This is a genomic window from Roseibium sp. (assembly GCF_039982295.1).
Classification (GTDB): domain Bacteria; phylum Pseudomonadota; class Alphaproteobacteria; order Rhizobiales; family Stappiaceae; genus Roseibium.
Map to the genome: position 1 here is coordinate 74,570 of NZ_JBDWYP010000049.1, position 25,305 is coordinate 99,874.

At 57.5% G+C, this 25,305-nt stretch carries 20 protein-coding genes and 1 tRNA gene; 11 read left to right on the top strand and 10 right to left on the bottom strand.

Annotated elements, in window-relative coordinates; genetic code table 11:
* Nucleotides 1-90: 90 nt before the first annotated feature.
* Entirely contained in the window at nt 91-1,353 is a 1,263-nt protein-coding gene (locus ABJZ52_RS09920; protein WP_348191152.1) for an N-acetylmuramoyl-L-alanine amidase, read from the bottom strand.
* Between the two features lie 703 nt (nt 1,354-2,056).
* On the opposite strand from ABJZ52_RS09920, the gene ABJZ52_RS09925 reads away from it, so the two are divergent.
* On the top strand, nt 2,057-4,726 hold the full coding sequence (locus ABJZ52_RS09925) for an Rne/Rng family ribonuclease (RefSeq protein WP_348191149.1): 2,670 nt from the start codon (nt 2,057-2,059) through the stop codon (nt 4,724-4,726).
* A 72-nt stretch (nt 4,727-4,798) separates the two neighbouring features.
* Here the strand turns inward: ABJZ52_RS09925 and ABJZ52_RS09930 are convergent, their stop codons facing one another.
* On the bottom strand, nt 4,799-5,968 hold the full coding sequence (locus tag ABJZ52_RS09930) for an aminotransferase class I/II-fold pyridoxal phosphate-dependent enzyme (protein WP_348191146.1): 1,170 nt from the start codon (nt 5,966-5,968) through the stop codon (nt 4,799-4,801).
* A gap of 147 nt (nt 5,969-6,115) precedes the next feature.
* Here ABJZ52_RS09930 and ABJZ52_RS09935 point away from each other — a divergent pair, with 147 nt between their 5' ends.
* From ABJZ52_RS09935 to aat, 5 genes are all read left to right on the top strand, one after another.
* Nucleotides 6,116-7,531, top strand: a complete 1,416-nt coding sequence (locus ABJZ52_RS09935) for a M48 family metalloprotease (RefSeq protein ID WP_348191143.1) — start codon at nt 6,116-6,118, stop codon at nt 7,529-7,531.
* Nucleotides 7,532-7,597: 66 nt separating this feature from the next.
* Nucleotides 7,598-8,398, top strand: a complete 801-nt coding sequence (locus tag ABJZ52_RS09940; RefSeq protein ID WP_348191140.1) for a DsbA family protein — start codon at nt 7,598-7,600, stop codon at nt 8,396-8,398.
* A 296-nt stretch (nt 8,399-8,694) separates the two neighbouring features.
* Nucleotides 8,695-9,159, top strand: a complete 465-nt coding sequence (gene accB / locus ABJZ52_RS09945) for an acetyl-CoA carboxylase biotin carboxyl carrier protein (RefSeq protein WP_348191137.1) — start codon at nt 8,695-8,697, stop codon at nt 9,157-9,159.
* A 13-nt stretch (nt 9,160-9,172) separates the two neighbouring features.
* Complete coding sequence (gene accC / locus ABJZ52_RS09950) at nt 9,173-10,519, top strand: acetyl-CoA carboxylase biotin carboxylase subunit (protein ID WP_348191134.1); 1,347 nt, start codon at nt 9,173-9,175, stop codon at nt 10,517-10,519.
* 17 nt (nt 10,520-10,536) lie between these two features.
* Nucleotides 10,537-11,253, top strand: a complete 717-nt coding sequence (gene aat / locus ABJZ52_RS09955) for a leucyl/phenylalanyl-tRNA--protein transferase (protein WP_348191131.1) — start codon at nt 10,537-10,539, stop codon at nt 11,251-11,253.
* Here aat and ABJZ52_RS09960 read toward each other — a convergent pair.
* The 3 genes from ABJZ52_RS09960 to ABJZ52_RS09970 form a co-directional block, all read right to left on the bottom strand.
* On the bottom strand, nt 11,250-12,494 hold the full coding sequence (locus ABJZ52_RS09960; RefSeq protein ID WP_348199919.1) for a hypothetical protein: 1,245 nt from the start codon (nt 12,492-12,494) through the stop codon (nt 11,250-11,252). The two genes, aat and ABJZ52_RS09960, sit on opposite strands and share 4 nt — an antisense overlap.
* A gap of 131 nt (nt 12,495-12,625) precedes the next feature.
* Complete coding sequence (locus ABJZ52_RS09965) at nt 12,626-13,192, bottom strand: DUF2155 domain-containing protein (RefSeq protein WP_348191125.1); 567 nt, start codon at nt 13,190-13,192, stop codon at nt 12,626-12,628.
* A gap of 99 nt (nt 13,193-13,291) precedes the next feature.
* Entirely contained in the window at nt 13,292-16,405 is a 3,114-nt protein-coding gene (locus ABJZ52_RS09970) for a valine--tRNA ligase (protein ID WP_348191122.1), read from the bottom strand.
* Between the two features lie 262 nt (nt 16,406-16,667).
* Between ABJZ52_RS09970 and ABJZ52_RS09975 the strand changes: the two genes are divergently transcribed.
* Nucleotides 16,668-17,015 carry a DUF1284 domain-containing protein gene (locus tag ABJZ52_RS09975; protein ID WP_348208649.1) on the top strand — a complete coding sequence of 116 codons (348 nt, stop codon included), beginning with the start codon at nt 16,668-16,670 and terminating at the stop codon, nt 17,013-17,015.
* Here ABJZ52_RS09975 and ABJZ52_RS09980 read toward each other — a convergent pair.
* The 3 genes from ABJZ52_RS09980 to ABJZ52_RS09990 all read right to left on the bottom strand — a co-directional run bounded on the left by ABJZ52_RS09980 (nt 16,999) and on the right by ABJZ52_RS09990 (nt 20,343).
* Nucleotides 16,999-17,787, bottom strand: coding sequence for a DUF2497 domain-containing protein (locus ABJZ52_RS09980; RefSeq protein ID WP_348191116.1), 789 nt, complete (start codon nt 17,785-17,787; stop codon nt 16,999-17,001). The two genes, ABJZ52_RS09975 and ABJZ52_RS09980, sit on opposite strands and share 17 nt — an antisense overlap.
* Nucleotides 17,788-18,039: 252 nt before the next feature.
* Complete coding sequence (locus ABJZ52_RS09985; protein ID WP_348191113.1) at nt 18,040-19,395, bottom strand: TolC family outer membrane protein; 1,356 nt, start codon at nt 19,393-19,395, stop codon at nt 18,040-18,042.
* 288 nt (nt 19,396-19,683) lie between these two features.
* On the bottom strand, nt 19,684-20,343 hold the full coding sequence (locus ABJZ52_RS09990) for a protein-L-isoaspartate O-methyltransferase (protein WP_348191110.1): 660 nt from the start codon (nt 20,341-20,343) through the stop codon (nt 19,684-19,686).
* A 254-nt stretch (nt 20,344-20,597) separates the two neighbouring features.
* Between ABJZ52_RS09990 and ABJZ52_RS09995 the strand changes: the two genes are divergently transcribed.
* The 4 genes from ABJZ52_RS09995 to ABJZ52_RS10010 all read left to right on the top strand — a co-directional run bounded on the left by ABJZ52_RS09995 (nt 20,598) and on the right by ABJZ52_RS10010 (nt 23,493).
* Nucleotides 20,598-20,671: transfer RNA gene (locus ABJZ52_RS09995), tRNA-Cys, on the top strand.
* 183 nt (nt 20,672-20,854) lie between these two features.
* Nucleotides 20,855-21,856 (top strand): threonine-phosphate decarboxylase CobD, encoded by a 1,002-nt coding sequence (gene cobD, locus ABJZ52_RS10000; protein ID WP_348191107.1) that lies wholly within the window; start codon nt 20,855-20,857, stop codon nt 21,854-21,856.
* Between the two features lie 9 nt (nt 21,857-21,865).
* Nucleotides 21,866-22,837, top strand: a complete 972-nt coding sequence (cbiB, locus tag ABJZ52_RS10005; protein WP_348191104.1) for an adenosylcobinamide-phosphate synthase CbiB — start codon at nt 21,866-21,868, stop codon at nt 22,835-22,837.
* 41 nt (nt 22,838-22,878) lie between these two features.
* The gene (locus ABJZ52_RS10010) at nt 22,879-23,493 is read left to right on the top strand and encodes a DUF938 domain-containing protein (RefSeq protein WP_348191101.1); all 615 of its coding nucleotides are present in this window, start codon (nt 22,879-22,881) and stop codon (nt 23,491-23,493) included.
* Between the two features lie 7 nt (nt 23,494-23,500).
* Here the strand turns inward: ABJZ52_RS10010 and ABJZ52_RS10015 are convergent, their stop codons facing one another.
* A complete protein-coding gene (locus tag ABJZ52_RS10015; RefSeq protein ID WP_348191342.1) occupies nt 23,501-24,952 on the bottom strand; it encodes a cobyric acid synthase in 1,452 nt (483 codons plus the stop codon).
* Nucleotides 24,953-24,987: 35 nt separating this feature from the next.
* Nucleotides 24,988-25,290: a YrhK family protein gene (locus ABJZ52_RS10020; RefSeq protein WP_348191098.1), complete on the bottom strand. Its 303-nt coding sequence runs from the start codon at nt 25,288-25,290 to the stop codon at nt 24,988-24,990.
* Nucleotides 25,291-25,305: the final 15 nt, after the last annotated feature.

Below are 25,305 nucleotides of genomic sequence, written 5' to 3' on the forward strand. Positions count from 1 at the left end.
ACAACAACGGATTTCTTCAATATACATGCGCCCTACCTCGTGCACCAATATGGCGATGCTGAGGCAGGTTTGATCAAGGTCACACGGCAGCTATTGGCTGGCGCTGCTTTTGTCTTGGGCCAGCCTCGGCCTGAAGAAGCCGTCAATGGATTCGACCATCGCGGTTGCCATGCGCTCGCGCCACTCGTCGGACACAAGCAATTTCTCGTCATGCTCGTTGGAAAGATATCCGAGCTCCACCAGAACCGAGGGAACATCATGTGCCTTCAACACCCGAAAACCCGCAGAACGATGCGGATTGTTGATCAGCCTGACCGCGCTTTTCAGCTCGGACACGAGCGTCCTGGCAAAAAAGACCGAGAAATTGCGTGTTTCACGTCGCGCCAGATCAATGAGAATATCGGTGACTTCCGCCGGCTCATCGTGAAGCTCAACTCCCGCAATGATGTCTGAGTTGTTCGCCGTTTCCGCGAGTTCTCCAGCGAGATCATCAGACGCCTTCTCCGACAGGGTATAAACAGTAGCGCCTCGTACGACCTTGCGGCCGCGGGTAACCGAATCGGCATGAATGGACAAGAACAGGTCGGCCTCAAGATCGTGTCCGAACTGAACCCTGTCCGCCAGCGGAATAAATGTGTCGCTCTCCCGCGTCAGGTGCACGGCATAGCGCCCGGTTTGCTCGAGCTTGCGTTTCAAGATGCTCGAAAAGTCCATCACCACGGCTTTTTCAAGCGTTCCGCCAATTCCCACGGCTCCCGTGTCGATGCCGCCATGTCCAGGGTCCAGAACAATGACCGGCCGGTCACGTGCCTCTCTCGTGCCGGCCAAACGGTCGCCCTTGCGTGCCACCTTGCCCTCTCGCAACTTCTCCCGCGACACCTTTGCAAACTCGAGGAAATCGTCCCGCGTCGTCTTCACCAGATCAATGACCATGCGCGCAGGTTGATCATCCACCGCCGGCAGCACGAACGTCTTGTCGATGCTCACGGGTTCATTGACATCCATGACGATACGGGATTTGCCCGCAGCAAAAAGGCCGTATCGCCACGCATCAACCAGTCCCCTTGCCTCACGGCCAGCCTCATCAGGCAGCGCAAAACGAACTTCCGGAAGATCGAGAATCAGTCTGTATGGATCCGCAAGACCGGAGATCGCGACGTCGAACTGGCGATCGAGATCAAGAACGAATCGCGTGCGAACACTGTCGCCGGCAACCCTTGCGCCTGTGATTGAAGGCAAATCATCTTTGGTTTCAGTGGCATTGCTCTGGCCATTGGCAGCGCCGATCCCGCCCGCAAGGAAAGATAGCGACAGGAAAAGAGCAACGGCCCCAACCCGGGACAGCCTCGCCATGAAATTGATTTCCCGCCACCATGCGTTCATTTTAAGCCTGTAATCCGCCATTTAGTCTTGCGACGCCAGCCTTTGCACATCTTGCACGTTGATGCCCCTACGCAACCAATTTGAACCCAAAACCACTTCGAAGAATTCACATTGCTTGCAAAAGGGCATCATGGATCGTAAAAGTACCTTACGGATTTCGGTCTGAAACCGATACCATCCCCGATGATGGAAAGCTTGGTCTTTCCACATGTGATCGTATTCGAAGGCATCGACAGGGGCCAAAATGAGGCCACCCCCCTGCGACACTTGCCCGGGTACAGCGGCGGATCGGCTATAGGTCAGACCCGGCAAAGTCGCGCCAACGCACTCGTCATGACATTCAGTTCGGGTGGTCGTGAGGCACGGATCGACGCCAGTCCGAGACACATGGATGCGGATCAACACGGGCTCTTACCGTGATTCGCTCCCCATGCAATGTAACAACGACTCAACACACGGGCCGGCGTGCCCCCGAAGGATCGCGCGATGCAATTAGCAAGGAACATACAAGCAGGCCCCGCACTGGCGGCCGCTGGTATGCTTTGCGATACCGCGCCTAACGCCGTTTCCCGCTTCATTCACTTTGACACCCACAATACGGCAACCGTGATCGCTTCGGGCGATCCGCGCGATATATGCGCCACAAGAACGCTTGCCGTGGAGATACTCATCAATGGCAAACAAGATGCTGATCGATGCGGCCCACCCGGAAGAAACCCGGGTCGTCGTCGTACGCGGCAATCGAGTTGAAGAATTCGACTTCGAAGCAGCTAACAGAAAGCAATTACGCGGTAATATCTATCTCGCGAAAGTGACAAGAGTAGAACCTTCGCTGCAGGCAGCCTTCGTTGAATACGGCGGCAACCGGCACGGGTTCCTTGCGTTCAGCGAAATTCATCCTGACTACTATCAGATCCCCGTTGCCGACCGTCAGGCCTTGCTGGATGCCGAAGCATCCGAGGCTGGAAACGGCGACGAGGAAACGGAAGAAAAGCCCAAGCGTCGGCCTCGCCGCCGTTCCAAGGCAGCCGCGAACGCATCCGACGAGACTGTTTCCGCACCGATTGAAGACGGTGACGGAGAAGCCGAACAATCTGCAGACGCAGCAGCCGAAACGACTGAGGACAGCAAGTCCGACGACGACCAGGACGCGAAACAGAGCGACGAAGCGGTTACCGCCCAGGCCTCTGAGAGCACAGCCGATGCGTCAGACACGGACAGCGATGCGGATCAGGACGGCAACGCCGACAATGATGCAAGCGACGACGAGAGCGAAGAAGACCAGGTGGAATCTGTTGGCGCGGAAGACGCCATGGAGGAAGTACCGGTTCGTCGTCAATCACGCCGTCAGTACAAGATCCAGGAAGTCATCAAGCGCCGTCAGGTGATTCTTGTCCAGGTGGTCAAGGAAGAACGCGGCAACAAGGGCGCAGCCCTGACGACTTATCTGTCGCTTGCAGGCCGCTACTCGGTGCTGATGCCGAACACAGCTCGTGGCGGCGGCATCAGCCGCAAGATCACGCAGCCGACCGACCGCAAGCGCCTCAAGAAGATCGCTTCCGAACTGGAAGTGCCTGAAGGAATGGGCGTGATCCTGCGCACAGCAGGGGCCAGCCGCACCAAAGCCGAGATCAAGCGCGATTTCGAATATCTGATGCGCCTTTGGGAAAACGTCCGCGATTTGACCTTGAGGTCGACTGCGCCAAGCCTCGTCTACGAGGAAGGCAGTCTGATCAAGCGCTCGATACGCGACCTCTACAACAAGGACATAGATGAGGTCCTTGTTGCGGGCGAAGACGGGTACCGCGAGGCAAAGGACTTCATGCGCATGCTCATGCCGAGCCATGCCAAGAATGTTCAGCCCTACCGCGACCCCTCGCCCGTGTTCATCCGCTATGGTGTCGAGCCTCAACTGGATGCAATGTTCTCACCGCAGGTGACATTGAAATCTGGCGGTTACATCGTCATCAACCAGACGGAAGCCCTGGTTTCCATCGACGTGAACTCGGGCAAATCCACGCGCGAACACAACATCGAGGACACCGCGCTTCAGACTAACCTTGAGGCCGCCGAGGAAGTCACCCGGCAGCTACGTCTGCGCGACCTTGCCGGTCTTGTTGTCATCGACTTCATCGACATGGAGGAGAACAAGAACAACCGGGCTGTCGAACGGAAGCTGAAGGATTGCCTGAAGAACGACCGAGCTCGCATCCAGGTCGGACGGATTTCACACTTCGGCCTTCTTGAGATGTCTCGCCAGCGCATCCGCACAGGCGTCCTGGAAAGCTCCACGACGCCCTGTCCGCATTGCCACGGCACCGGCATGATCCGGTCGGTGGAATCGGTAGCCCTGCATGTTCTTCGTTCTCTTGAAGACAATCTGCTCAAGGGTGCGACCCACAATCTGATCATCCGCACGACGACAGAGGTTGCCCTTTACATCCTCAACCAGAAACGACGCAACCTCTCCGATTTGGAGGCGCGCTTTGCTGTGGATGTTGAGGTCCAGGCAGACGAGATGGTCAATGGCCAACTCTATGTGCTTGAGCGGGCAGATCCGGTTGATCGTGACCGTATTCCCCAGCCGGTCATCCCGATTGTTCAGCCCGACACCATCGACCTCGACGACGACATCGTTGAACCGGAAGTCGACGAAGAGGAAGAGGTCGAGGCACGCGAGCAGTCCGAAGACGGAGATCGCGACCGCAAGCGCCGCCGCCGCCGCAAGCGTCGCCGGGGTGGGTCCGAAAATGGCTCGAATGAATCTTCAGAAGCAAATACCAGTTCCGGTGATGAGACTTCATCTGAAGGTGACACCGAGGGCGGTGAAGAGGGTGATGACGCTCAACGCGCCGAAGGGGGCGATGAACCGCGCCGCAAACGTCGCCGGGGACGCCGGGGCGGACGACGCGGACGGCGCAATGGCGACGAGAACGGCCAGCTTGATGAAAATGGCGAGCCAATCCCCGCTGCAGAAGGCGAGCAGACTGAATCGGCTGGTACGGACGTAGCTGCGAGTGAAGCCCCGGTTACTCCGGAAGAAACCCAGTCCGAGGACGTTTCAGTAGCAAAGGCCGCTGAACCGGCAGTCGAATCCCCGGAAGCATCTTCCGAAGAGCAAGCAGCAGCAGCGCCGGCTCAAGAGGCTGCCGCAGTGAAAGAGGAAGCTGCACCGGCCACACAGGAACCGGAAGAGACATCCGCCGAAAAGGTCGAGATCTCGACACCGACACCGTCGAACGAGCCTGTCGAGCCCGTTGTGACGAGCGAACGCGGGTCGGAGAGCGAAGCCGAGACCAAGCCGAAGCGCGGCGGGTGGTGGCAACGCCGATCCTTCTTCTAGGAGAAGAAACCTGAACGAAAAAAGGCGGCCCGAAAGCCGCCTTTTTTTGTGCCTGATCGTCGCTGCAGGGCTTTAACGTTTCGCCAGCCAGTCGGACAGGTTCACCAACGCCTGTTTCATGTTGTCGTGCGCGCCAGCAAACGAGAACCGCATGAAGTTGCTTCCGTGCACGAGGTCGAAGTCGGCACCGGGTGTGGCAGCAATGCCGGCTCCGTGAAGCATCTCACGGGCAAACTGAAGTGAATCCGGGGCGAACTCCCGGGTATCGGCGTAAATGTAGAACGCACCGTCGACGGGCAACAATCGGTCAAAGCCAAGCTTTGGCAGCCCCTCCAGCAACAACGCCCTGTTTCGGGAGTACCCCGACTTAACCACCTCGAGCTCGTCGCGGCAATCAAGAACAGCTGTCGCAGCGATCTGGGACAGCTCCGGCGGTGAAATGTAAAGGCTTTGGGAAATGCGCTGGACCGGCTTGAGCAGGCACTCCGGCAGGATCATCCAGCCGATACGCCATCCCGTCATGCAGAAGTATTTCGAGAAGCTGTTGACCACGATGACCTTGTCAGACGTGGCCAAAGCTGTTTCCTGACGTCCTTCGTATACAAGGCCGTGATAGATCTCATCCGAGATGAACCAGATGTCTTCGTCGTCACAATAGGAGACCAGCTCGGCCAGCGCTTGTGGCGTCATCATGGTTCCTGTCGGGTTGGCGGGACTTGCCACCAAAACACCCTTCACCGGACCATCCCTCTGCGCTTCGGCAATCAACTCCGGCGTCAGACTCCAGCGGGTTTCAGGGCCAACCTCAATCTCGACAGGAACGAGTCCCAACGCTTTGATGATGCTTCGGTAGGCAGGATATCCAGGCGACGTCAGGACGATCCGGTCTCCCGGGTCAAATGCTGCGAGAAAAGCAAGATTGAAGGCGGCCGACGAACCTGTTGTGACGACAAACCGGTCCTTGTCCACTTCCAGACCATAGGTATCGAGGCAATGGCGCGACAGACGTTCGCGCAGCGGAATGACACCTGCCGTCTCCGTGTACCCGATAAGCTTTGTATCCAGAGCATGTTTTGCGGCGTTGCGAGCGGCTTCAGGCGCAGGAACCCCTGGCTGCCCGACCTCCATGTGAATGATCTTTCTGCCTTGATCTTCCAGCCTGGCGGCCTCGACCAAAACCTCCATCGCGAGAAACGGGGCGACATCGCTGCGCCGGGAAATGGATCGGCCGCTCTCTGACATTCACATAAACTCCAGATGGTTTCCGTGCGGCTTGCTTCTAACACCTTGGTGACCGATTTGTAACAATAGCCATGTTGACCATGACCACCTGCCTCAAATACGGTCAGGCAACTTTGAAAGGGTGCGTATTTGAAGGACTTGAGGGACTTGCTGGCGCGAAAACAGAAGCTTGGCGAACAGACCGGCCGACATTTGTGGCACCGTGCCGTCGCCGGGGCCTGTGCCCTAGCCATTGCACTTCCTGTGGTTTCCACGCCAGCGAGCGCTCAACGCGGGAAGCTGTCCCTCGTTCGCGACGCGGAAACCGAAGACCTTCTCAAAAGTTATGCTGCGCCCATTTTCAAGGTGGCCGGCATCGGCAACTCCCCGGTTGAGATCATCCTTGTCAACGACAAGAGCTTCAACGCCTTCGTTCCGGACAGCCGCCGCATGTTCATCAATGTCGGTGTGGTCATGGAGGCAGAGACACCTGGCGAGGTAACCGGTGTCATTGCTCATGAGACCGGGCATATCGCCGGTCGGCATCTGGTGCGATTGCGTTCGGCTGCGGCCAACGCTCAGATCATGTCCGTCATCGGCATGATTTTGGGAGCCGGCGCCATGGCAGCCGGTGCCGCTGCAGGATCCTCCGGCGCAGCATCTGGCGGCGCCGCAGCCATCCTGGGGGCCGGGTCCGTCGGCCAGCGGTCATTTCTATCCTATCAGCGCGGCGAAGAGGCAGCAGCCGACCGGGCCGCACTGAAGTATCTGAACGCAACGGGCCAAAGCGCCAAGGGTATGCTGAAGACATTCGAGCGTTTCGCCGAGCAGCAGATGTTCTCCGCGCGTTTTGCCGATCCCTATGCCATGAGCCACCCGATGGCACGAGACAGATACCGCCAGCTGGCCAGCTCGGCACAAAAGAGCAAATACTTCAACACCCCTGCGCCGCGTGCCCTTCAACAACGCCATGACATGGTTCGCGCCAAACTCCTGGCCTACACATCACATCCGAATGCTGTCGCCAGGGCCTACCCCCGGTCCGACCGGAGTATGCCGGCGCGCTATGCCCGCGCAATCGCAGCTACCAAGAGCCGGCGCCGCGATGCTATCAAACAGATAGATGCCCTGATCAGGGATCAACCAAACAACCCATATTTTTATGAGGTCAAGGGACAGGCGTTGTTGGAAAGCGGCAATCCGAAGGCCGCCATAGCTCCTTTCCGAAAGGCCGTTGGTCTGCGACCGAATGAAGGCCAATTTTTGATCTGGCTGGGCTATGCATTGGTCGGGTCGAACAATCCAGCCGCCCTGCCTGAGGCTGAAAGCGTTCTGAAAAAAGGCCTTCAGCGAGACGCCAACTCAAGCGTTGGTTACAGCCAACTTGCCATCGCCCATGCCCGTCAGGGCGAGCGTCCGCAAGCAGATCTCGCGACCGCGAAGGGGCTTATGGTCGCTGGAGATTTCGGTGCGGCAAAGCGCTACGCGGCCCGTGCTCAAAAGAATTTGAAGCGCGGGACACCCGCATGGCTTCAGGCAGATGATATTGTCTCCTACAAACCGCCTCAACTGAAACGGCGATAGGCGCCCTTTCGCCCTATGCCTTGCCCGACAAACACGCCGCGACGCAAAGCGGCTCAGGAGTTCTTCATGTTCGCTCTTTCTGCAGCAGTGCAGCGCGCTTCCCGCGCCAGCCGACACCTTGTTCTCGCCGCGGCCGTCAGTGCCTGTGCGCTGACAACCGCCCTTATCCCTGCTCCAGCAAACGCACAGGATCTAAACCGCTCTGGCGTTGAGAAAATCGTGCGCGAGTATCTCATCGAAAACCCGGAAGTCATCCGGGAAGCGCTTGAGGAACTGGATCGCCGTGAAAAAGCCGCCGCTGAACAGGCCAGACTACAGGCCGTTTCAGAAAGCGCTGACGTTCTGTTCAACTCCGCGCGGCAAGTGGTTCTTGGCAATCCTGACGGTGACGTCACCCTTGTCGAGTTCTTTGACTACAATTGCGGCTACTGCAAGCGCGCCTATGGCGACATGGTCCGCTTGATGGAAGAAGACGATAACCTGAAGATTGTCCTGAAGGAATTTCCCGTCCTTGGTCAAGGCTCCGTCGAGGCGGCACAGGTCGCAGTCGCCGTCAACTCGGTTGCACCTGATAAATACTCCGAGTTCCATGAAGCCCTGCTACTTCAGCGTGGCCAGGCGAATCGCGCCAGCGCCCTCAAGGCAGCAACTGACATCGGTATCTCGGAAGAGGAACTCGGAGCTGTCTTGGTCTCTGATGAAGCTGGCCAGACCATCGAGGAAGTCTATTCGCTGGCAAACCGCCTCGGCCTCACGGGCACCCCGTCCTATGTTATTGGCGAGGAAGTCGTAATGGGCGCTGTTGGCTATGATCAGCTCAAGAGCAAGATCTCTTCCATGCGCAATTGTGGTGAAACCACCTGTTGATCTGTCGAATTCGATTAACGGCATGAGCAATCGGGGCTTTTCCTCGCCATAATCAATGCCTATAAGGTCAGGAAGACTGCGTTCTTGAATGTAGTCAAAAGATCTTGTTGTTTGATCGCCTGTGGTCGGCTCGGCCGCCGGAAGATCAGGCAGCGTCACAAAAGAAAGCTGACCGGGGACGGACAAAGGCCTATGCGCTTGATCCGTCCCCTCGCCTTTTCCTCGCCATGAGTGCAACCTCCCAGCACGCCTCATGTAGCCTGGTTTTGAAAGCTCGAATACGAAAGTCCTGACACATGTCGAAAGATAACAAGAAGTTTGACACGGACCTGATCCGCGACCTCGCCGTCCTTCTGGACGAAACGAACCTGAGCGAGATCGAGTTGGAGCAGTCGGACTTCCGCGTTCGCGTTGCCCGCCAGATCCATTTCGACGCTCCGGTGACCGTCGCAGCTCCCGCTGCTGCACCTGCGCCGGCTCCAGCAGCGCCTGCCGCTCCCGTGGCACCAGCAGCAAGTGGGCCACATCCCGGCACCCTCGCCTCGCCTATGGTCGGCACCGCCTATCTTTCCCCGGAACCAGGCGCACGTGCATATGTTCAAGTCGGCGACAAGGTTTCTGAGGGTCAGACAGTTCTGATCATCGAAGCGATGAAGACCATGAACCACATTCCGGCTACCAAGTCCGGCACGGTCAAGGAAATCCTCGTGTCCGACGCCCAGCCCGTCGAGTTCGGCGAACCGCTCATCATCGTCGAATAAGGACCGCCTCGGCATGTTCTCAAAGATCCTCATTGCCAACCGCGGTGAAATTGCCTTGCGCATCCTGCGTGCCTGCAAGGAACTCGGAATTTCCACGGTTGCGGTTCATTCGACGGCAGACGCGGACGCCATGCATGTGCGTCTCGCCGACGAGAGTGTCTGCATCGGCCCTCCCGCGGCCCGCGACAGCTACCTGAATATCCCGCAGCTTCTCGCTGCCTGCGAAATCACAGGCGCAGACGCGGTCCATCCGGGCTACGGTTTCCTGTCGGAAAACGCACGTTTCGCCGAGATCCTGGAAGCGCACAACATCGTCTTCATTGGCCCGACCTCTGATCACATCAAGATCATGGGCGACAAGATTCAGGCTAAACAGACGGCCAAGGACCTCGGCATTCCCGTGGTTCCTGGATCAGACGGAGCGGTCACACCGCAGGACGATGCTCACGCTATTGCAAGCGAGATTGGCTTCCCAGTTCTGGTCAAGGCGGCTTCCGGCGGCGGCGGCCGCGGTATGAAGGTTGCCAAGACTGCGGCAGATCTCGACGAGGCCTTGTCTACAGCTCGTGCCGAGGCCAAGGCCGCATTTGGCGACGATGCGCTCTACATGGAGAAGTATCTCGGTAAGCCCCGTCATATCGAGATTCAGGTACTCGGCGATGGCAAGGGCAATGCGGTCCATTTGGGCGAACGCGACTGCTCGCTTCAGCGCCGTCACCAGAAGGTGCTTGAGGAGGCTCCATCGCCCTCTCTCAACGAGGAACAGCGTTCCGAAATCGGTGAGATTGTCGCTGCCGCCATGCGCAAGCTGAAGTACCGCGGCGTCGGCACCGTCGAGTTCCTCTATGAGAACGGCAAGTTCTATTTCATCGAGATGAACACGCGCCTTCAGGTCGAGCATCCGGTCACCGAAATGATCACCGGCATCGATCTGGTCAACGAGCAGATCCGGATCGCAGCTGGCGGCTCTCTAGACATGACCCAGGACGACATCCGTTTCGAAGGCCATGCCATCGAGTGCCGCATCAACGCGGAAGATCCTCAGACCTTCATGCCGTCACCCGGCACGATCACCTACTACCATACGCCCGGCGGTCTCGGCGTGCGCGTGGATAGCGGTGTGTATCAGGGCTACAAGATCCCGCCATACTACGACAGTCTGATCGGAAAGCTCATCGTTCATGGCCGCAATCGCGTCGAATGCATGATGCGTCTGCGCCGCTGCCTGGACGAGTTTGTCGTTGACGAGATCAAGTCCACCATTCCGCTGTTCCGCGATCTCGTGGACAATCAGGATATTGCTAACGGTCAATATGATATTCATTGGCTGGAACAATACCTGGAGCAGAAGACGAGCTAACCCTCGGCAAGTGCCGCATGGCAGAGCACAGCGACGACATCATCATGGAAATAACGCCGCAGGTTTTGCTGAAAGCCTATGCCTGCGGCCTTTTTCCAATGGCGGAATCAGCAGAAGACGCTGGCCTGTTCTGGCTAGAGCCAGAACGCCGGGGCATGTTGCCCCTCGACAGTTTTCATATCCCCAAACGGCTTAAGCGCACCGTGCGCTCAGATATCTTCGAGATCCGGATAAGCACGGACTTCGAAGCCGTGATCGACTGTTGTGCCGCGTCCGTTCCAGATCGCCCAAAGACTTGGATCAACAAGGAGATTCGCCGTCTCTATGGTGAACTCTTTGACATGGGCCATTGCCAGACCGTGGAGGCCTGGCAAGGCAACCGGCTTGTCGGCGGGCTATATGGCGTCAGTCTGAACGGCGCCTTCTTCGGAGAAAGCATGTTCACCCGCGAGACCGATGCTTCCAAAGTGTGCCTGACGCATCTGGTTGCCCGCATGATCGCAGGCGGTTTTCACCTTCTGGATACCCAGTTCGTCACCGACCACCTGTCACGCTTCGGAACCATTGAGGTGTCACGCGACATCTACAACGTGGAGCTGGCCAAGGCCCTCCAGCTTGATGGCGACTTCTTCGCCCTTGCCCCCGAAACCCGTGGAGAAGACATCCTGACCATTCTCCAGGAAGCTCCCTCGCCGACCGTCAGCACGGCGGGCCAGGTCGTTGGCACAGTCTAGATTGACTCCACGATAGCATCAGCCAGCGCGTCATCATCAGCCACACTGAAGCAGGGTACGTTGGTTGGAACCGACACTTCCATGACTTCCTTGGACGCCGCGTTGAACATCTGGATTTTCGCGGTCGCCTCAAAATCCTTCGAATGCTGGAAGTCCTCCAGGACATAGGCATCCGCCGGGATCGTCTGAGACACCTTGGAGGTTGATCCGCTTCCTGTGTTTTCCTCGACCGTCTTCCCGTGTGAGGAGCCATAGGTGTAACCCGCGATCTTTCCGATCGCGACGCTCGGGCCGCCGGGCACCTTTACGCTTATGTTGGGAATGCCGATCGAGAAGTTATGGGTCTTCTGCGTCGCAACCACGCTTCGATAACTCGATGAGGCACTGCTTTCCGAGTCCAGCTTGATCTCATTGCCAGTGGTGTTTTTGCGGAACGGTATCTGGAAAGTCACCGTCTCCACCGCCGGCGGCACCAATTCGGCAGGATCTATCGGCACGGTTGAGATCAGCGCCAGATTGGCAATGTAGTCCTTGCTGGCACCATTGACCGCATCATAAGCGATATTGGTGATCTGGATCCGCTTGGTGGGCACATTCGGGTCCGGATAGAAATTCAGACCACCGGCATTTTCCACGTAAGCGATACAGTAGGCGGGATTGTTCTTGGCGTAAGTTTTCAGATAATCGAGGCAATTTGCCTGAATTGCATCGGGATGCTTTTCGCCAATCGTATAGAATTCGCTACTGGGCGAACAGATCAGCTGCTCATGGCTCTGATCATCTACCCCCGTATAGGTGATGATAAAGGCAATGATACGCCGCTTATAGCGGTCCTGTGTGGTTCCTTGCGCTTCCTTTGGAGACGCAAAAAACGTCGTGATCTTTTCGATCTTCTTGATCTGATCGAGCTTGAGTTCTTGCTGGGATCCCGTGTCCTCGTTCTTGGAATCCGACCCCACGTAAAACTGCTGCATGTTGGTCGTCACACCGCGGATATAACGCAGCGGATAGAGATTTGCCGGATCCTTGCTCTTCTTGAAACCAAAACTCAAAAAGTTGAAATCGACCGGGTTCTCCGCACGGCACAAAAACTCGCTGAAGTCTACCTGCTTCAGGAGCGGCGTCTGCGTGGGACTGCACAAGTCGAGGCAGCCTGCCAACCGAGCCTTCAAGCGAACCTGAATCAGGGCCATCACAGTGTCGAAATGAGGGGCCGTCTTTTTGTAGGTGACGATTTTCATGACCGGTCCTTGTCTGCGGGCAAGTGGGTGTACTTGCCAGACGCTTAAGGACCGGACTTGTGATCGAGTGCCTCAAGGGCACCGTTGATCAAGCCCATCAGAGGAAACGGGCGTCGATATCAAAAGCCAGATCAGAAGGGCTTGGGACGTGGCGGGACAGGGCCGCTGTTGACGCCATCGTCAGGACCAGCCAGTGGGTCCTCGCCTTCAGCAACACCTTGCTGAACCGGTGGGCCCGAATATCCTTCAGGTGGCGGAACGTTGGAGCTCAGCTTGCAATCAGTCAGCCAGACATCATAGACCGCATGTTCCACGGCATGGAGCCCGGGGCTCGCGGCATACATCCAGCCCGAAAAGATCCGCCGGACCTCATTGTTGAGCGTGATCTCGTCAACCTGAACAAAGGAAGTCGTCAGCGGCGTTTCCGTGGTGGGCCTTGTGTGGCAAACCCTCGGCGTCACTTGCAATGCACCGAATTGCACCGTCTCGCCAATATAGACATCGAAGGAGATGATCCGGCCGGTGATCTTGTCGAGACCTGAAAAGACGGCGACAGGATTTTCAATCTTTTCAGCGTGGGCCGGCACCACACTGCACAGGCAAGGCAGTGCAAAGACCAGACCTTTCAGGACCCTCGCGTGGCGAAACCCGCTATTCCTGAATCCACCTGCCATGCTTTTCATGATCTGCCGCATCATATCCTGTTGCCTGTTCCCTTGCTCTGTGAAGGGCGAGCTAGCATCGGAATAAGGCCCGGAAAAGACAAGACTCTTTTCCGGGCTTTCCCATGATGAAAATCAGCCGATTTCTGCCAGCCGACCGAGCGCAACTTGAACCTTCTCAAGCTTGGCCTTGGCTTCGCTCACTTTTTCCTTTTCGCCATCGACGACGTCCTGCGGAGCCTTGGCAAGGAAGCCCGGATTACCAAGCTTCTTCTCGATCTTGGTGATCTCGCCCTCAAGCTTGCCTGCATCCTTGGTCAGGCGGGCTTTTTCAGCCGCAAGGTCGATGACGCCAGCAAGCGGAATACAGATGGTCGCCTCACCGACAATGATCTGGGCAGAGCCAGCAGGAGCAGTGTTGGCCATCTCGATGGTTTCCGCGCGCGCCAGCCGCTGTATCGCAGACTCATGTGTACCGACGCGGCCGGTTGTCTGGTCGTTCGCACCAACAACAACAAGCTGAACCTTGGCGCCCGCGGGAATATTCATCTCCGCACGAACCGAGCGAATCTCGGAAATCAGGCCAACCAGCCAGTTGATCTCGTCAGCAGCGGCCTCGTCAGCAACCTGAGGTGCAGGCCACTCGGAAAGCATCAACATTCCGTCTGCCTTGACACCCTCATCACCGAGACGTTCCCAAAGCTCTTCGGTCAGGAACGGCATGAACGGGTGCAACACCTTCAGGATCTCGTCGATCGCCCAGGCAGCGGTTGCCCGGGTTTCTGCCTTGGCTGCCTCATCGTCGCCGTTGAAGACCGGTTTCGCCAGTTCGAGGAACCAGTCGCAGAAGGAATTCCAGACGAAGCGATAAACAGCGCTGGAAGCGTCGTTGAAGCGGTAGTCTTCAAGCGCCTTGGTCACTTCGGTGATGCAGCGTCCGGTTTCCGTCGCAATCCAGCGGTTCAGCGTCAGCGTTGTGGATGCCGGGTCGAAACCCTCCACGCGGGCACAGCCGTTCATCTCGGCAAAGCGTGCGGCGTTCCACAGCTTGGTTGCAAAGCGCTGACCGCCTTCAGCCGCCTGATCGGACATGCGCAGCGTGCGCCGTCCCTGCACTTCCTGGCTGGCCAAAGCGAAACGGGTCGCATCAGCGCCAAATTGCGCGATGAGGTCAAGCGGATCGAGAACGTTGCCGAGCGACTTCGACATCTTCTTCCCGTTCTTATCGACCACGATCGAATTGATGTAGACGGTGTGGAACGGCACTTCGTCCATGAAGTGAATGCCCTGCATCATCATGCGGGCGACCCAGAAGAAGATGATGTCGAAACCGGTGATCAGAACGTCGGTCTTGTAGTAGCGCTCAAGCTCCGGCGTCTTGTTCGGCCAGCCAAGGGTCGAGAACGGCCAAAGCGCAGACGAGAACCAGGTGTCGAGAACATCGGGATCGCGTCTTAGTTGCACTTCAGTAACTCGATCTCCAGACCAAGAATAACTATTACCCCGCGCCGCCGGATCGATACCTTTCTGCCTTTGGAACTCGGTTATGGCATTATCATCATTTCGCAGATGAACACGTACCTGATAGCCAAGCGTACTCTTATAAAACTCTTGAGCCTGTAAAACGGCTTCTTCTTCCGAACTGGCACAAAATTCAACGGTCTCGTTTGGCGAGAATCCATCGTCATATGTCTCGTCAGGCTTTGGACCATACCAGACCGGGATCTGGTGACCCCACCAGAGCTGGCGGGAGATACACCAGGGTTGAATGTCATTCAGCCAGTTGTAATAGGTCTTGTCCCAGTTGCCTGGAACGAACTTGGTGTCGCCGTCCTGAACCGCCTTGAGAGCAGGTGCTGCCAGGGTCTTGGCGTCGACAAACCACTGGTCCGTCAGCATCGGTTCGATGACGACCTTGGAGCGGTCACCGAAAGGCTGCATGATCTTCTTGGATTCGACCATCGGCAGGGTCTCAGGACCCTCCTCGTCTTCACCGAGCTTTTGAATGACCGCCTTGCCGTCGAGCTTCCACTCGGGAGCCTTGCCCTTCATCCAGGCGACTTCCGGATGGTCACTTGCGACCATGACCGCAAGGCCCTCTGCCGTGATCTGATCGATGACGCGCTTACGTGCCTCGAAGCGATCAAGCCCGCGCAGATCATCAGGAACAATGTTGATCAGATCGATCTCGTTGATCGACATCTCGGCGCCATCGATGATGGCCTGGGCCTTCTTGGCCTCTTCGTCATAGGGCGCACCGTCGGAACGCATGGCACCCTTGGTGTCCATCAGACGGTACATGGGGATCTTGCCCCGAAGCGCGACCTGATAGTCGTTGAAGTCATGCGCGCCGGTGATCTTCACCGCGCCGGAGCCGAAATCCGGGTCCGGATACTCATCGGTGATGATCGGAATCAGACGCCGATGCTCTTTCGGGCCGACCGGGATTTCGCAGAGCTTGCCGACAATCGGCTTGTAGCGCTCATCATCTGGATGAACGGCAACAGCGCCATCGCCCAGCATGGTTTCCGGACGGGTCGTCGCGATGGAGATATAGTCGCGCGTCTCACGAAGGCTGACGTTGCCGTCTTCATCCTTCTCGACATATTCGTAGGTTTCGCCGCCGGCCAGCGGGTATTTGAAGTGCCACATGTGGCCGTCGGTTTCGATGTTCTCGACTTCCAGATCGGAGATCGCGGTCTCGAACTTCGGATCCCAGTTGACCAGACGCTTGGACTTGTAGATCAGGCCCTCATTGTAGAGGTCGACAAAGACCTTCAAGACGGCGGCCGACAGGTTCTCCGACATGGTGAACTCGGTGCGGCTCCAGTCGCAGGACGCGCCAAGGCGCTTCAGCTGACCGAGGATCGTGCCTTCCGAATTGCGCTTTTGTTCCCAGACCCGCTCGACAAAGGCTTCGCGGCCCATTTCGCGGCGTCCCGGCTGCTGATGTTCGGCCAGCTCGCGCTCGACAACCATCTGGGTCGCAATGCCCGCGTGGTCGGTGCCCGGCTGCCAGAGAACGTCAAAGCCCTGCATGCGCTTCCAGCGGACGAGAATGTCCTGAAGCGTGTTGTTGAGCGCGTGGCCCATATGCAGGGAGCCGGTCACATTCGGCGGCGGAATTACGATCGTGAAAGCATCCGCACCTTCCTTGGCACCGGCGCCGGCCTTGAAGGCTCCGGCATTTTCCCAGGTTTCATAAATCCGCGGTTCGACGCTTGCCGCTTCGTAATTCTTGTCAAGCATAAGGAGATCTCGGGAGTCTTTCGTGATATCCGCCGTGTAAATCGGATGCGGCAGGTCAAGTCAACTGCTTAGACCACGATTAGATGTCGCGCCATGGCCCTGAGCGCCCCCGACCAAAGGTGGACAGGAAAAACTTGGGCGCACTGCAGATCCCTGCCATAAGGCCGGAATGCCGGTTTCCTTACGTGCTCACCATCTACTTTGCATGCTGACTTACCTGGGTAAGGGCTACACGCCTGCCTTCGTCAGCAACTATTCAAAGATGATCCGGCGCCTGAACAAAGGCGAACCGATCATGCTCGTTGAAGGCCCGGACGACATTTGCCAGCCAATGCTGGCTGAGAAGACCTGTCATTGCCACAACGACAGTGTGCGTGGACGAGACCTTCTGGCGCGTCGCGAAATTGGCCGCGTACTTGGGCACGAAATCTCGGCTGGAGAGGAAATCAGGTGGGATAGTGTTGATCTGGCGAGATTGCGCCGGGCCTTTGCAAATGGTGCCATTCGCGGAGGATGTAAGGGATGCGAATGGCACCACCTCTGCAGTCAGATTGCTCAAGACGGCTTCAGGAACTGCCGTCTCAAGCTGCCTCCTAACGCCGACGGGTGACCCGCTCGATTTCCTTCTTGATCATCTGTTCGACCATTCCGGGAAGGTTCTGATCAAGCCACGCCTTCAGCATCGGCCTCAACATCTCGCGAATGAGTTCCTCCACGGTCTGTGCCTGACCACCGACAAAGAGGTTCGAGAGATTGTCGAAGGCAGCGTTGACTGCTTCACCGGTCATGTCTGATGTCAGCGGTGCATCGTCTGCCACTTCGGGAAGGTCTTCATCGGGAACCGGTGCCGTCTCGATCGTTGACTTGGGCGCCGGCTTCGGCGCGGCCGCCGCCATCAGCGCACTCATGCTGACGGCTGGTTCCTCGCTCTCTTCGACGAAGGCAACATCACTGCCCTCCGCTTCCAGATCATCAGGCATCCCGCCGACAAGCTCCATCGGCTCCTCAGCGACCGCCATGTCGTCTTCGGAAAGCTCCAGCTCCTCGGTCAGCTCAAGGATGTCGTCGTCCTCTTCGACCTCCTCCTCGGCAGCGACCTCGGCCATGGCAGCCGCCATGTCATCATCCGCCGCTGCCTCGGATTCGGGTTCAGCAACGTCGTCGTCATCATCCATGTCAAAGAGCTTGTCCAGGTCGTCCTGGTTCATCTCTGCAGAGTCACCCATATCGTCAGCCGCCTCGATTTCAACTGGGTTATCTTCAGACGCATCCGCGCCTGCATCGCCATCTTTGGCCTGGGTATCTTCGTCGGATATGATCCGGCGGATCGACGCGAGGATTTCCTCCATCGACGGCTCTTCAGCCTGACTCGCCTGCGCCATATAAACCCCCAGTACTGATCGGCTACGCTACCGAATCGCCCGCCGCAAAACTGAACGATTCGTTAACCGAAATTATAGTGGGGCCAAAGGGCAAGCGAAAAGCGAAGCGGCCAACTGTCTTCGCCTTATCCCCTGTAAGCTGGTTCTAGCTGAGAAGTCTAAACAAAAGCCGCCACCGTCAGATATCCCTGACGGCAGCGTGAATACTTCCCTAAAGTATTGTATACATTGAAAAAAGAACAGAATCGCGTCTTAGCGGCCATCCGGCGTACGCAAACCGAACCACTTGTCTCGAACAGCCGTGTAATGCTCTTTCGGCTTGTACCGCGCAATGGACAGGTTCAGCGTGTCAGCATCGAGACGTCCGATTGATGAGACAAGCTGATAACCGCCAACGATTCGGTTGCGCTGTGCAGTCACCAAATTCACGCGTTGGTTGACGAGTTCACGTTGTGCATCAAGCACATCCAGCGTCGTGCGCTGTCCGACACGTTGCTCTTCGATAACACCTTCAAGGGCAAGCTGCTGTGCTTCAACCGCCGCACGGGCCGCACTGATCGACGCTTCCGCCGCCTGATAGACGCCCCAGGCAGAAATCACATTGGCTCGAACCTGGTCACGGGTCACATCGAGTTGCAAACGGGTCTGGCTGAGCTCTTCCTTGGATTGGCGAACTCGTGAGCTAACGGAGCCGGCCTGATAGATCGGAATGCTGACCCGGCCAAAAACGGATGCAGCATTCTGGGTCGCAACAGAATCCGAAGGATTCCAGCTCCTGCTGACACTTCCGTCAACGGACACGGTCGGCAGCAACTCACCTTCGATCGCCTTGGTGGCGAAGATCGCAGCGTCAACCAGATGCTGGGCCTGCTGGATCAACGGTTGATTGTCTTCACTGATCCGCAGTGCTTCGTCGATGGACTTGGGAACCAGCATACTGATTTTGGTGTCGGCAGAAAGGTTCTTGGCCTCCAAACCGACGATCTGACGATAGATCGCCCGGCTTGTGTTCAAGTTGGCCAGTGCCGTGTTGAGGTTCGCCTGGGCTTCAGCGCGGCGCGCATCCGCCTGGGAAACATCCGTACGGGTTCCCTCACCCACTTCGAAGCGGTCATTGGCGGCACGAACCTGTTCGCTCAAGAACTGCAAGTCACTGCGTTGAAGAGAAACGAGTGCCGTATCCCGGATCACGTCCACATAAGCCTGTGCAGCTGCCAGAAGCACGTCCTGTTCAGTTGAACTCAGGCTCTCGCGCTGCGCCCGTACAATCGCCTCGGCCTGGCGTGTCGAATTGACCGTCCTGAAGCCGCGAAACACAGTCTGGCTGATAGCCAGCGAGATGGAGGCGTTGTTGCGGTAAAACTGTGATCCGCCGGTGTGGCTGCGGATTGAACCGACATCAGCTTCCGCAGAGACCGTGGGACGCCAACCAGCAAGCGCCTGCGGAACATTTTCGTCGACACCGCGCAATTCAGCGCGCGCCGCATTCAGAGTAGGATTGTTGGCATAAGCGAGAGCCAGGGCTTCCTTGATGGTTTCAGCTTCCGAGGAAGTCACCACGCCCACTGCGAAGAGAGTGACAAGCGCAGTTTTCATCGTTTTACGCATAACCAACCGATGCTCCTTTGGGCCAAGGCCATACTATTGTCCAGCTTGAGTAAACTGACCAGTATTTTCACGCAAGCGCGAGATCGCTGATTCATAAAAAAATAAGGACTGCTGCAGGAGAGCAACAATCAGCCAGCAAAGTGCCGATACCCAGTCAGCGGCTGAAACGGAAGGACGTTCTCACGAAATTGGACAAAGGCGGTCAAAAGGGACCGTCTTCGTTAGGGATAAAGCCGCGGAGCTCTGTCACTCCAGAGGCTTTGACAGAACAGGCATTGCCGCGAACGATCAGAAAACGAATTCGCGTTCTTTTTCGAAGCCGGGCAAGAGTGCCGTTGAGGCATTGAAACCAAAGCGTGATGCCGCAACACCATCTGAATTCTGATAGATACGCGCGGCCGCGGCCCCGCCCAGCCCCTCGATCACCGCGAGGCGCCCATCGCTTTTCAGTTGTTTGAGCAGCTCGGCCGGCAGTTCTTCGACCGCGCCATCGATGACAATCGCATCGTATGGGCCTTCCGAAGCGCAGCCCTCTACCAACTTGCCGTCGACAACAGCAGCATTCTCTATACCGAGATCCACCAGCATCTCTGAGGCACTCGCAGACAAATCAGCATCTTCTTCCACCGCGACGACGGAGGCTGCCAGACGGGAGAGCGCAGCAGCGCTGTATCCGGAGCCGGTGCCAATCACCAGAACAACGTCATTCGCCCGAATTTCCGCAAGCTGGATCAACTTGCCGAAAATATGTGGCTTCATAAGAAAGCGTGTTCCCGCGGCGTTGACTGGAAGCTCTTCATCGATATAGGCCACCGGCTGTTTGGAGACGGGCACGAACTTCTCGCGCGGCACCCACTCCATGGCGTCCAGGATCCGATGATCCGTCACATCATTGGTACGCAGCTGGTTGTCCACCATTTTGCGGCGGGACTGTGCAAAGTCAGTCATCTCGACCCTCTTCCTCGGTAGCAGCCTCTCATCCCTTGGTTCATTAGCGAGTGAGACCCGCACTGACAAGCGCTTGATTGCGCCCTTCCCCGCTCATTGGCCGGTCCAGGCCCATGACATCATCCACACCCCTGTCATTTTACTGCAAAAGAACCGTTGAGGTTTCCCAAAGCCTCTGCTAATCACCACGGCCATCGGTCGGCGCTTCACCACGCGTCGATTTTCAAAGACTTCGCCCTGCGAAGCGACAGGATGGCCTCTTGGCGGAGTGGTGACGCAGCGGATTGCAAATCCGTGTACGCCGGTTCGATTCCGGCAGAGGCCTCCATCTTCTCCAAAATTCACAAACGACAATTTGACGCTCTTGATTTTGGTCTCCCCCACAACGCGATTTGCGTCGCGTCCATGGCCCAATGCCGCTTCATCTTGATGTTGTGCCGGAAGATAGCTGTACGCACACGTTCCAAATCGCCTAAGAGTCTTGGAAGAAACAAGAACGAGGGCAGGTAACATGTTGCATGGGGGGGATCTTAGCTCGGCGATCGAGCGGTTCGGCGGCGCCGAGAGCGACTGGCTCGACCTGTCGACCGGCATCAATCCCCACGCTTACCCTCTCGAAGCCAGCGTTTCAGAATCCGCATGGCGGAACCTGCCGGGTCAAGCCAGCCTCGATCACCTGATTGGCGCTGCCCGCAGAGCCTACGACTGCACTGAAAGCCTTGCGCTTGTCGCCGGCCCAGGCACACAGATCCTGATTTCTCAGATCCCCTACCTTTTGCCAGACGGTCCGGTCGCACTATGCGGTCCGACCTACACAAGCCATGCATCGGCCTTCACCCGCGCAGGCAGAACGCTTGAAGAAGTCAGCACGCCCCACGCCCTGCCCGACCGCGCCACGATCGCAGTCATCGTCAACCCGAACAATCCCGATGGACGCCTGACGGACCCACAAAGCCTTCTTGCCATCGCACGCGAGCTGACGGAGAGAGGCGGCGTACTGGTGCTTGACGAAGCCTTTGCAGATGTGATGCCAGGCTCAAGCCTCCTTCCGCACATCACCGACGAAAACGTCATCGTGCTGCGTTCGTTCGGAAAATTCTTCGGCCTTGCAGGTCTGCGCCTAGGCTTTATGGCGGCACGCCCTGCCCTTGCACGTCAGATGAGTGAGCGCCTCGACAGCTGGGCGGTGAGCGGCCCTGCGCTGGAGATCGGACGAGCGGCCCTGAGCGACAAGGACTGGCAACAGACCATGGTCCGTCAGCTTGCCGATGAGATGGCGGATCTGACCATTTGCCTTGGCGAGAACGGTCTCGGCGTTTTCGGCGGCACCCCACTTTACGCCTTGGCCGGCCATCGCGATGCACATAAATTGCATGACGCGCTTGCCCGTCAGCATATCTGGACGAGGGTCTTCGACTATGCGCCAACCTGGATCCGTTTCGGCCTTCCCGGTTCAGCCGAAGGTTTGAAGCGTCTGGCTCGAGCCCTTGCCGAGGCACAAAAGGCGCTCTAAAGCCAATGGATGCTGTTTTACTCGGACGCCCTGTTCTTGTTGTTCGTTGCCATTCTGCTGGACGCTGTCCTTGGCGATCCAGACATACTCTGGCGGCGCGTGTCCCATCCGGTGGTTTTCATCGGCCGGGGCATCGCCGCACTGGAAAGCCGGTTCAACAATCCCGACTTTTCCGACCGCCAAAGGAAGGCCGGGGGCATTCTGACCCTCCTCCTTCTTGTTCTGGCTAGTGTTGCGATGGGCATTGCCATTCACTGGATTGCGAACCTTGTACCTTTTGGCGAGATCGTGGTGATTCTCGTCGCTGCCATCCTGATCGCGCAAAAGAGCCTTTACCAGCATGTTGCCGCTGTCCGGGACGGGCTTCAGTCCGACGGCCTTGAAGGCGGGCGCAGGGCGGTGGCAATGATTGTCGGCCGTGACCCGCAGCAGCTGGATGAAGCGGGCGTATCACGAGCAGCCATCGAATCTTGCGCCGAAAACTTCTCTGATGGTGTGGTCGCACCGGTCTTCTGGTTCGCCTTGCTCGGATTGCCGGGGCTGATCGCCTACAAGGCCGTCAACACGGCAGACAGCATGATCGGCCACAAGACCGACAAATACCGCGACTTTGGCTGGGCCTCCGCGCGTTTCGATGACCTGATCAATCTTCCTGCTTCCCGACTCTCCGGTCTGCTTTTCACCTTAAGTGCGTTATGGGCCGGAGGATCTCCACGCGCTGCTTTCAGGGCGATTCGAAGAGACGCAAGCAAACATCGATCGCCCAATGCAGGCTGGCCGGAAGCCGCCATGGCAGGTGCGCTGGGCGTCGCGCTCGCCGGTCCCAGAACATATCCAGGCTACACGGTCAACGACCCCTATATGAACAGCTCGGGTCGGAAAAATGCGACAGCTGACGACATCAACGCCGCCTTGAAGATTTTGGCGAGCGCATGTGCGCTTCAGGCTTTAATCGTTCTGCTACTGGCATTCTGGCTCTAAATCGTCAAAACTGCGGCCCAGTTCCAGAACAGAGACGAGATATGCTTCCCTTCTCAGCGGCTGCCGAAAACAACAAACGACCAATCCTCGAAAAACTCAAAGACGCTTTTTCTGAAGCGACCCGTGTCCTGGAGATCGCCAGCGGGACCGGTCAGCATGCGGTCTTCTTTGCCGAGAACCTGCCACATCTGGATTGGCGACCGAGTGATCTCGACGAGCACCTCCCCGCGATTGACCAGAGAATCGTTCAGGCGGACGCAGAGCTTGCAAACCTGCTTGCGCCGATTGAACTCGACATGTCCGATTTGCCATGGCCCGTGTCTGCGAGTGATTATGAAGACGCCTATGATGGGATATACAGCGCCAATTCCCTGCATATCGTCTCATGGGACCTTGTAGAGACCTTTTTCGAAGGCGTCGGAGAAACCCTCGCACCCGGCGGCGTGCTTTGTATCTATGGCCCCTTCAAATACGAAGGCGCCTTCACCACACCAAGCAACGAGACCTTCGACAAGAGCCTCAGGGACCGCAACGCGGAAAGCGGCATCCGCGACTTCGAGGCAGTGAATGAATTGGCCGAGAAGGTCGGTCTCAAGCTGGCCGCCGATCACCCCATGCCCGCCAACAATCAGCTCCTGGTCTGGAAACGGGCATAGCAAGGCATCAGCGAGACCTCGCGATCTCCAGCATCCTGGCGATATCCATCGACGCCTCAAGATGAGAGGCCAAATCGTCAAGTACGGTATCTATGCTCGCATCATAGGCAAGATCGGACGTCGCTCCGAAACCTCGCAAATACGCCTGCCGGAAGGCATCCGCCGTGAAAAGCCCGTGCAGATAGGTTCCGCAGACACGGCCATCACCGGAAACAGCTCCATCGAGCTTTGGCGTCCCTGCTTCCTTGCGAAGATGAAGCATGGGGCGTCCGCAGTCCGGGCCTGAGGTCCGTCCGATGTGAATTTCATACCCGGAAACCTCTGCGTCGGTCGCCAGGTGCTTGCCGGCCGCTTCCAGGAGAGATTTCTCGGGCGTCAAGACTGTCCCAACGTCAAGATAGCCAAGTCCTTCAACGGTGCCCGGGGCGCCCTCAATGCCTTCCGGATCAGCAATTGTCCGGCCAAGCATTTGATAGCCACCGCAGATCCCAAGGATATGCCCGCCGCGCCTGTGATGTGCTTTCAGATCAACGTCCCAGCCCTGGGCGCGGAAGAACGCGAGGTCACCGATAGTCGATTTCGAGCCCGGGAGGAGAACCAGCGTTGCGTCTCCAGGAAGCGGCGTTCCGGGTTGAATCAACTCCAGTGTCACGCCCTCTTCCAGGCGAAGAGGATCAAGGTCATCGAAATTGGCAATTCGGGAAATGACCGGCACAACGATTTTGACCGGCCCGCTGCCCGCGCCATTTTCCAGACCAAGCGCATCTTCCGCTGGAAGTTTATTGGCATCCGCAAACCATGGAACAACACCAAGACTGCTCCATCGCGTCCGCGATTCAATCTGGCGCATGCCTTCGGTGAAGAGACTTGTATCTCCCCTGAACCTATTGACGAAGAAAGCTTTGATGCGCTCCTGCTCATCAGTTTCCAGCACCGAATGCGTCCCGACCAGCGACGCGATGACGCCACCCCGGTCGATATCTCCGCAGAGCACAACCGGCAGATCCGCAGCCTCGGCGAAGCCCATATTGGCGATGTCTCCGGTCCGCAGGTTGATTTCGGCCGGACTGCCCGCCCCTTCCACCAGAACGAGATCTGAACCTGATTCAATTTGAGAAAAACTCTCCAGAACCTTTGGAAGCAATGTCGCTTTCTGCGTTCCGTATTCGCGAGCTTTCATCGTGCCGAAGCGCTTGCCCTGTACGATTACCTGCGCGCCGGTATCTGTTTCGGGTTTCAAAAGAACCGGGTTCATGTGGACGCTCAAGCGCTCCCGGCAGCCCATTGCCTGCAAGGCCTGGGCCCGCCCGATCTCGCCGCCATCAACCGTGACCGCTGCGTTGTTGGACATGTTTTGCGGTTTGAAGGGACGAACTTTCAGCCCGCGATTGGCGAACAGACGGCATAGCCCCGCAACGATCAGGCTCTTGCCGACATTGGAGCCGGTCCCCTGGACCATCAACGCGGGCGTTCTCTCCCCGCTTCCACCAGATGTCACGTATCGGCCTCATCGGATGCACTCGCACCGTAGGGTCTGAATTCCTTCGGCACTGGCAGGCGTGCAAGGTGCAGTTCCAGCAGGAGCCGGATGGTGGGTCGGACGGCAAACAGGATCGAGCCGATCAGGAACAGCCACGTACCGGCAAACATCAGGCTGTCGTAGAAGAAGAAAATACTGCCAACGATGAAGGTGACGGCGGCCAGGAACTCCACAAGTGTACGCGCCAGCTCATAGCGACGTACGATCTCCCCATGGGAACGGGAGGCAGACCTCAGGCCCTGATCGAAAGGCTTCATTTTTGTTGATCCTTC